We start from the raw sequence: 8405 nt of genomic DNA, 5'->3' as shown, positions 1-8405 counted from the left end.
TAGGAGCCGGGCTTACCCGCGATGGCGTCGGTGTGGTGCCAGCAAATTCGCGGTGTCTGTATCGCAGGCAAGCCAGCTCCAACAGGGCTGTAGCTCATTTTGTAGGAGCCGGGCTTGCCCGCGATGGCGTCGGTGTGGTACCAGCAAGTTCGCGGTATTTCTATCGCAGGCAAGCCAGCTCCAACAGGGCTGTAGCTCATTTTGTAGGAGCCGGGCTTGCCCGCGATGGCGTCGGCGCGGTACCAGTGAGTTCGCGGCGTTTGTATCGCAGGCAAGCCAGCGCCAACAGGGCTGTAGCTCATCTTGTGGGTGCCGGGCTTGCCCGCGATGACCTCGGCGTGGTGTCAGTGAGTTCGCGGTATTTGTATCGCATGCCTGCAGTTCATCTTGTAGGAGCGGGCTTGCCCGCGATGACGTAGGCGCGGTACCAGTGAGTTCGCGGCGTTTGTATCGCAGGCAAGCCAGCGCCAACAGGGCTGTAGCTCATCTTGTAGGAGCCGGGCTTGCCCGCGATGGCGTCGGCGCGGTACCAGTGATTTCGCGGCGCTTGTATCGCAGGCAAGCCAGCTCCTACAGGGTTGCAGTTCATTTTGTTGTAGGAAAGCGCCGAAAATGCGCCGCCGTGACAGGGCACTCTGGCTGCCGGGTGGTCCTAGGACATATCCTACGAATTCTGTCGTTTCAGGGATGATTGCTCCCCGGGAAACTCGCCACTAGGCTCGGTAGGTCGCTGACACATCAGCGATCGGGTTTGGCGACCCGGCATCGTGGAGCAACTCTGCCTCATCTTTATGGCAGCTGTGCGCGGGAGGGCTCAGGCCCTGCCGGGTTGCTCCGTGTTCCGGTTCGCCAACCTGCGTACAGCTGCCACCCTATGCGTTTGGCGACCATTACGTGGCGGCTTCATTCATCACGGAGCTACGTAATGAAAAAAATCGTTCCCGATCCACCCGAATTCCACGAACTCAAAACTACCGACAAACCATTCGGCCTGTGCGATGCCGGGCACCCTCAGCTCTTTGCGGTGCGCTCGGGCATCAGTGTCGAAGACGCACTGGTGCATGCCTCGCTGTACCTGAAGTGCGCCAGCCAGACCGGCCCGCTCATGGTTGAGTATTGCAAGGAGCCGGGCCGTGGTTTTGCCCAATCGACCCTGCATTCAGTGGAAATGGCCAAAGGCATCATCGATTCGCTGCTCGACAGCCTGGAAAGCCGCTACACGCAGCCCTCCTGAGGCCTTACGGTCGAGCCGCCAGCATGAATGCTTATTTGACCTCGGTGTCGAACTGATCCTTCATGTACTTGATTTCGGTGCGCCCGTGCGGTGCCGGCAAGCCGTCCTCACCAAGGTTGACGAAGACCATCTTGTCGACGGTGAGGATGCTCTTGCGGGTAATCTTGTTGCGCACTTCACACTTGAGGGTAATGGAGGTGCGGCCAAACTCGGTCGCGGTGATACCCAGCTCGATGATGTCGCCCTGGCGCGAAGCACTGACGAAGTTGATCTCCGACATGTACTTGGTCACCACACGCTGGTTGCCCAACTGGACGATAGCGTAGATCGCCGCTTCCTCGTCGATCCAGCGCAGCAGGCTGCCGCCGAACAGGGTGCCGTTAGGGTTGAGATCTTCAGGCTTTACCCATTTGCGAGTGTGGAAATTCATCTGTACTCCTGACCTTGCTTACCAATCGATGCCGCTAATCATGGCAGAGCCAGCGCACCGGCTCCATTTAACCTCGACTATGGTCTCGATTAATCGACAGAAAGCCTTGGGTAGGAGCCTCGGCATGGCTATAATCGCCATCGTTTCATAACGGTCATCTGCACTTGATACCGTTCCCGCCACCCATCCGAGGGGCGCTGCAGCAGGTTCATCCTGTCAGGCTCGGATGGGGCGTTGTCCTGCAAGGCTTGCCTGCAGACACTAAAACGCACAACGGCGCCCATTCGCACCTTACGAATGGAGGCTCTCAATGAGCGCTGTAAACACGCCTGCAGGTTTTACCGATTTTAAAGTTGCTGACATCTCCCTGGCCGCCTGGGGCCGCCGCGAGGTAATCATCGCCGAATCGGAAATGCCTGCACTGATGGGCCTGCGCCGCAAGTACCTGGAAGAGCAACCGCTCAAAGGTGCCAAGATTCTCGGCTGCATCCACATGACCATTCAGACTGCCGTGCTGATCGAAACCCTGGTTGCCCTGGGTGCCGAGGTACGCTGGTCGTCCTGCAACATTTTCTCCACTCAGGACCAGGCTGCCGCTGCCATCGCTGCTGCCGGCATCCCTGTATTCGCCTGGAAAGGCGAGACTGAAGAAGAGTACGAGTGGTGCATCGAGCAGACCATCCTCAAGGACGGTCAGCCATGGGACGCCAACATGGTGCTGGACGACGGTGGTGACCTGACCGAAATCCTGCACAAGAAATACCCGGCCATGCTGGAAAAAATCCACGGTGTGACCGAAGAAACCACCACCGGCGTACACCGCCTGCTCGACATGCTGGCCAAGGGCGAACTGAAAGTCCCGGCCATCAACGTCAACGACTCGGTCACCAAGAGCAAGAACGACAACAAGTACGGCTGCCGTCACAGCCTGAACGATGCGATCAAGCGCGGCACCGACCACCTGCTGTCGGGCAAGCAAGCCCTGGTAATCGGCTACGGTGACGTGGGCAAGGGTTCGGCTCAGTCCCTGCGTCAGGAAGGCATGATCGTCAAGGTCACCGAAGTCGACCCGATCTGCGCCATGCAAGCCTGCATGGACGGTTTCGAACTGGTTTCGCCATTCAAGGGCGGCATCAACACCGGCACCGAAGCCTGCATCGACAGCGACCTGCTGGGCAAGATCGACCTGATCGTTACCACCACCGGTAACGTCAACGTCTGCGACGCCAACATGCTCAAGGCCCTGAAGAAGCGCGCCGTGGTGTGCAACATCGGCCACTTCGATAACGAAATCGATACCGCGTTCATGCGCAAGAACTGGGCATGGGAAGAGGTCAAGCCGCAGGTGCACAAGGTACACCGCACCGGCCACGGCGACTTCGACCCACAGAACGACGACTACCTGATCCTGCTGGCCGAAGGCCGCCTGGTAAACCTGGGCAACGCCACCGGTCACCCAAGCCGCATCATGGACGGTTCGTTCGCCAACCAGGTCCTGGCCCAGATCTTCCTGTTCGAACAGCAGTTCGCCAACCTGTCGCCAGCCGAGAAAGCCGAGCGCCTGACCGTTGAAGTGCTGCCGAAGAAGCTCGACGAAGAAGTAGCCCTGGAAATGGTCCGCGGCTTCGGCGGTGTGGTCACTCAACTGACCCAGCAGCAGGCCGAGTACATCGGCGTGTCCGTCGAAGGTCCGTTCAAGCCACACGCCTATCGCTACTGATGGGCCAAAGCCGGTGCCGCTCTCAAGCGTCACCGGCTTTTTCTTGAGCCGCACCGTTTGGGCGGCTTGCTTGATCGGTTTACCAGGATTTCGCCATGTCTCAGGAACGTCGCTACAGCTTCGAGTTCTTCCCGACCAAGACCGATGCTGGACATGAAAAACTGCTCGCCACTGCCCGTCAGCTGGCTACCTACAACCCAGACTTTTTCTCCTGCACCTACGGTGCCGGTGGCTCGACCCGCGACCGCACGCTCAACACCGTGCTGCAACTGGAGAGCGAAGTAAAAATCCCTGCCGCCCCGCACTTGTCGTGCGTTGGCGACAGCACCAACGACCTGCGCACCCTGCTCGCCCAATACAAGGCTGCGGGCATCAAGCGCATCGTTGCCCTGCGCGGCGACCTGCCGTCCGGCATGGGCATGGCCAGCGGCGAGTTGCGTCACGCCAATGACCTGGTTGAGTTCATTCGCAAGGAAAGTGGCGATCACTTCCACATCGAAGTCGCTGCTTACCCTGAAATGCACCCGCAAGCGCGCAACTTCGAGGACGACCTCGCCAACTTTGCACGCAAGGTCCAGGCGGGTGCGGACAGCGCCATCACCCAGTACTTCTTCAACGCCGACAGCTACTTCTACTTCGTCGAGCGCGTGCAGCAACTGGGCGTCGATATCCCTGTAGTGCCGGGCATCATGCCCATCACCAACTACAGCAAGCTGGCACGCTTCTCCGACGCCTGCGGCGCCGAGATTCCACGCTGGATCCGCAAGCAGCTGGAAGCCTATGGCGACGACGCGAAGAGCATCCAGGCCTTCGGCGAAGAAGTGATTACCCGCATGTGCGAGCAACTGCTGCAAGGCGGCGCACCGGGCCTGCACTTCTACACTCTGAACCAGGCCGAACCAAGCCTGGCAATCTGGAACAACCTCAAGCTGCCACGCTGACCGAAGCGGCGTTCGCGCCGCTTTCCAGTGCACTGCACGCTCGCGATTATTTGAACTTGAAGGTGCTCTAGCCTAGGCTAGGGCACCTTTGTGCTTTTCTCTATTGGACTATTGGACTGTCACCCTGCCTATGTCTCTAGCTTCTCAACGACCGCAACTGGTTTACCTGGTGTTCGGTGCCCCCACATACCACCAGGAAGCCCAGTTCAGTATTGCCAGCGCCTTGACCAATCTGCGCAAGACACCTGGCGAAGCTATTGATATACAGGTTTTCAGTGATGACCCTGAGCCATACCGTCACCTGCCCGTTACGGTCCACACACTGGATGCAGAAACCCGCACGCAGTGGAACCAGCCCCATGGTTATCATTTCCGCAGCAAACACGTCGTGCTGCGTCAGGTGCTGGAGCAGCATGAACTGGCGCTGCTGATCGACACCGATACGTTCTTCCATCGCTCTCCGATTGAACTGTTTCGACGCATAGCACCGGGTACCTTGCTGTGTAATGCCATAGGCGGCCACTACGGCGATGACCCCAAAGCGCCACTGTATGAGGCACTCGCCACGGTACTGCGCAGCCGCGATCTGGCAGACGACCAGATGCCGCTGCTGAACTCAGGGGTGATGGGCTTGCACTGCAGCGACGCAGCACTGCTTGATCGCTCGATCGCCTACATGGATGAGTTCTACCTGCAGGCCAAAGGCGCCTATACGCTGGAAGAGTTCTGCCTGGCAGTGGCGGCTTACCGCTCAATGAAGGTCAACGAATGCCCTGACCTGATCCATCACTATTGGAGCCGCAAGCAACTGTTCAGGGCCAAGATCCAGGCATGGCTGCGCAAGCACGGTGACGCACCACTCAGCCCTGAAGCCATGACCGACATACCGCATGTCAACGCAAAGCTGCCACGGCCACCCGCACTGCAACGCATGCTGTACAAGACCGTGAGCCTCGCACTGCCCGAACAGCAACGCCAGTTCCTCCGTGAACTGCTGTATGGCTGCTATGCCTACCCCAACGAGTTCGACCGCGCCTGCGGTTCAGCCTGGTGGGACAAGGCCCTGGAGAACGTCCAGGCGCGCCTTGGCCGAACATTGACCCGCGAACAGTTGATGAGCTGGCTGCAGCAACCGGCGCTGCGTCTGGCACTGGGCAAACAGCACCCAAGCGTTCAACAGCACCTGCTGCTGAAGCTGCAGGACTGAATCCAGACGCAGTCACCACTGGTCATCCTGAACCGGTCGTCGTACTCTGCCGACATGTTCGATTTCGCCCGTCTACTGACAGCGCTGTTTCTAGCTTGCCTGAGCACTTTCGCCCTGGGCGAAAAGCTGCGTATTGTTACCGACCCTTGGCCACCCTATGCCTACCAGGAAGGAGAGCAGATCAAGGGGATCGACTACGAGGTGACGGCCGAAGTCTTCAGGCGCCTGGGTGTCGAGGTGGAGTGGCAGTTCCTGCCCTGGAAGCGCTGCCTGAACATGCTGGAACAGGGACAGGCAGACGGCGTGCTGGATATTTTTCAGACCCGTCAGCGTGACAGCCTGCTGTTTTACCCCAGCGAACCGCTGTCGACCGTCGAGTTCGCGCTGTTCTATGCCAAGGCCCGCCCGTACGTGGTGAACAGCCTGGACGACCTCAAGGGGCTTACTGTCGGCACTTCGCCCGGCTACACCTACGACCCGACCTTCACGGAGTCAACCGCGTTCAACCGCGAGCCCGCCCCCAGCCACGAGGCCAACTTCGGCAAACTGCAACTTGGCCGTATTGACCTGCTGATCACTGATCGTCGGGTCGGCCGCTACCTGATTGCCACCCTGGGCCTGGAGCAGGAGGTCGGTGAGCTGCCCTTGGTCGTCAGCCAACAGCATCAGTACCTCGCCGTACGTCGAAATGTCGGCATGGACCTGCTGGCGCAACGCTTCGCAGCTGAGCTGCGGCGCTTCAAGAAGGAGCCTGCCTATGCCGCGCTGTCAGCCCGTTATGACAGTGCCGCAATAAAAAATCAGCCCGCCGTTGAGCAGCAGGAACGCAGCACTCACTGAATGCTCTGTTATACTCGGGCATTCCCGCCAGGCTTACGCCCGGACGCTCGACCTTGAAACAGCCATCCTGACCGGTAGAACCGCGCGTTTAGACACCCGTTCGCCGCTCCCGGATGCACATTGAAGGCCAAGCAGGACCGGACGCGATAGCATCTGCAGATGCCCGTCGCGCCAGGCAAGATCATCCCAATGGGCTCAGCCCCCACTAGAACAGGATTTCTCATGTCCTTTGCTTCCCTCGGTCTCTCCGAGGCTCTAGTCCGCGCTATCGAGGCTGCGGGCTATACCCAGCCCACTCCGGTGCAACAGCGGGCGATTCCCGCCGTGTTGCAAGGTCGCGACCTGATGGTGGCGGCGCAGACAGGTACTGGCAAAACCGGCGGTTTCGCGCTGCCAATCCTTGAACGCCTGTTTCCCGGCGGCCACCCCGACAAATCCCAGCGTCATGGCCCGCGCCAACCACGTGTTCTGGTGCTGACGCCAACCCGTGAACTGGCCGCACAGGTACACGACAGCTTCAAAACCTATGCCCGTGACCTGAATTTCATCAGCGCGTGCATCTTCGGTGGTGTTGGCATGAACCCGCAGGTGCAAGCCATGGCCCGCGGTGTCGATGTACTGGTGGCCTGCCCTGGCCGCCTGCTGGACCTCGCCGGTCAAGGCAGCGTCGACCTGTCGCACGTCGAAACCCTGGTGTTGGACGAAGCCGACCGCATGCTCGACATGGGCTTCATCCACGATGTGAAGAAGGTCCTGGCCCGTTTGCCGGCCAAGCGCCAGAACCTGCTGTTCTCGGCCACCTTCTCCAAAGACATCACCGACCTCGCCGACAAGCTCCTGCACAACCCGGAGCGTATCGAGGTCACCCCGCCGAACACTACCGTCGAGCGGATCGAGCAGCGGGTCTATCGCCTGCCGGCCGGCCACAAGCGTGCGCTGCTGGCCCACTTGATCACCGTCGGCGCCTGGGAACAGGTACTGGTCTTCACCCGCACCAAGCATGGCGCCAACCGCCTGGCCGAGTACCTGGAGAAGCACGGTCTGACCGCCGCCGCCATCCATGGCAACAAGAGCCAGAATGCCCGCACCAAAGCCTTGGCCGATTTCAAGGCCGGTACTGTACGGGTCATGGTTGCCACCGACATCGCCGCGCGCGGCCTGGACATCGATCAACTGCCTCACGTAGTCAACTTCGAGCTGCCGAACGTTGAAGAGGACTACGTACACCGCATCGGCCGTACCGGTCGTGCTGGTCGCTCGGGCGAGGCCATCTCGCTGGTCGCACCCGACGAAGAGAAACTGCTCAAGAGCATCGAGCGCGTTACCCGCCAGAAAATCGCCGACGGCGACCTGATGGGCTTTGATGCTTCGGCCATTGAGGCCGAGAAACCCGAAACCCGCGAGCGTCCACAAAACACCCCTCGCACTGGCCGTGGCCAGCGTGCCGATGGCACCAACACCGGCAGCGGTGGCCGCAAGGACAAGGGCAAGGATAAAGGCAAGGAAAAGGACAAGGCCGGCGAGAAGTCCGCTGAAAAGGCCGCTGGTGGACGCCAGGAACGCAAGCCACGCGACAAGAAACCGCGCCCGGCTCAAGCCGCTGGCCAATCGGCTATTCCTCCAGTACCCGCCAACCGCGATCCGGAAGAATTCCTGGACGACGAAGTCGATAATTTTGGCAACCGTGCCGACTACGTCAGCCCTTACCAGAACAAGGGCGGCCAGGGCCGCAACCGTCGCCCAGGCGCTCCAGCCAACAGCAACGGCGGGGCTGCCCAGCCACGCGGTGGCCAGGGCCGTAGCAACAACCCTCGTAGCGGTGGTGCAGCCAATGCAGGCGCCAACGGCGAGAAGCGTGGCGGTGCACGTAACGGCTCGGGCTCAGGCTCGGGTAGCCGTGACGGTCAGCCACGCCGTGACGGTGCCAACCGCAACCGTCGCCCTGTCCGCGAAGAGTCTTCGCGCCAGGAACCGGCCGTACGCAACCCTCGTGAAGGTCAGCAGCAACCGAAGATCATCCACAAGGAATCCAA

General features: G+C 60.3%; 7 protein-coding genes and 1 riboswitch. Of the genes, 6 read left to right on the top strand and 1 reads right to left on the bottom strand.

Annotation, left to right across the window (positions count from 1 at the left end; translation table 11 throughout):
• Positions 1-925 precede the first annotated feature (925 nt).
• Positions 926-1234, top strand: coding sequence for a DUF3077 domain-containing protein (locus EKA13_RS24735; protein ID WP_065761756.1), 309 nt, complete (start codon positions 926-928; stop codon positions 1232-1234).
• Positions 1235-1265: 31 nt separating this feature from the next.
• Here EKA13_RS24735 and EKA13_RS24730 read toward each other — a convergent pair whose 3' ends face one another.
• Positions 1266-1664: an acyl-CoA thioesterase gene (locus EKA13_RS24730; RefSeq protein WP_065761755.1), complete on the bottom strand. Its 399-nt coding sequence runs from the start codon at positions 1662-1664 to the stop codon at positions 1266-1268.
• Positions 1665-1847: 183 nt separating this feature from the next.
• A riboswitch (S-adenosyl-L-homocysteine riboswitch) is annotated at positions 1848-1953 on the top strand.
• 21 nt (positions 1954-1974) lie between these two features.
• Here EKA13_RS24730 and ahcY point away from each other — a divergent pair.
• The 5 genes from ahcY to rhlE2 all read left to right on the top strand — a co-directional run.
• Positions 1975-3384 carry an adenosylhomocysteinase gene (ahcY, locus tag EKA13_RS24725; RefSeq protein WP_065761754.1) on the top strand — a complete coding sequence of 470 codons (1410 nt, stop codon included), beginning with the start codon at positions 1975-1977 and terminating at the stop codon, positions 3382-3384.
• 95 nt (positions 3385-3479) lie between these two features.
• Positions 3480-4325, top strand: a complete 846-nt coding sequence (gene metF / locus EKA13_RS24720; RefSeq protein ID WP_065761753.1) for a methylenetetrahydrofolate reductase [NAD(P)H] — start codon at positions 3480-3482, stop codon at positions 4323-4325.
• Between the two features lie 130 nt (positions 4326-4455).
• Positions 4456-5532 carry a hypothetical protein gene (locus EKA13_RS24715; RefSeq protein WP_065761752.1) on the top strand — a complete coding sequence of 359 codons (1077 nt, stop codon included), beginning with the start codon at positions 4456-4458 and terminating at the stop codon, positions 5530-5532.
• A 54-nt stretch (positions 5533-5586) separates the two neighbouring features.
• On the top strand, positions 5587-6372 hold the full coding sequence (locus tag EKA13_RS24710) for a substrate-binding periplasmic protein (RefSeq protein WP_065761751.1): 786 nt from the start codon (positions 5587-5589) through the stop codon (positions 6370-6372).
• A 222-nt stretch (positions 6373-6594) separates the two neighbouring features.
• Positions 6595-8405 (top strand): RNA helicase RhlE2 (gene rhlE2, locus EKA13_RS24705; RefSeq protein ID WP_065761750.1); only part of this gene is annotated, 1811 nt, incomplete at its 3' end.

Source organism: Pseudomonas defluvii (assembly GCF_001695625.1).
Classification (GTDB): Bacteria; Pseudomonadota; Gammaproteobacteria; order Pseudomonadales; family Pseudomonadaceae; genus Aquipseudomonas; species Aquipseudomonas defluvii.
This window is presented reverse-complemented; position numbering and strand designations above follow the sequence as displayed.

What these genes read in the sequence shown, in the direction of transcription:
- EKA13_RS24735 (WP_065761756.1), top strand. Translation starts at nt 926, where the DNA reads ATGAAAAAAATCGTTCCCGATCCACCCGAATTCCACGAACTCAAAACT.
- EKA13_RS24730 (WP_065761755.1), bottom strand. Translation starts at nt 1,664, where the DNA reads ATGAATTTCCACACTCGCAAATGGGTAAAGCCTGAAGATCTCAACCCT.
- ahcY (WP_065761754.1), top strand. Translation starts at nt 1,975, where the DNA reads ATGAGCGCTGTAAACACGCCTGCAGGTTTTACCGATTTTAAAGTTGCT.
- metF (WP_065761753.1), top strand. Translation starts at nt 3,480, where the DNA reads ATGTCTCAGGAACGTCGCTACAGCTTCGAGTTCTTCCCGACCAAGACC.
- EKA13_RS24715 (WP_065761752.1), top strand. Translation starts at nt 4,456, where the DNA reads ATGTCTCTAGCTTCTCAACGACCGCAACTGGTTTACCTGGTGTTCGGT.
- EKA13_RS24710 (WP_065761751.1), top strand. Translation starts at nt 5,587, where the DNA reads ATGTTCGATTTCGCCCGTCTACTGACAGCGCTGTTTCTAGCTTGCCTG.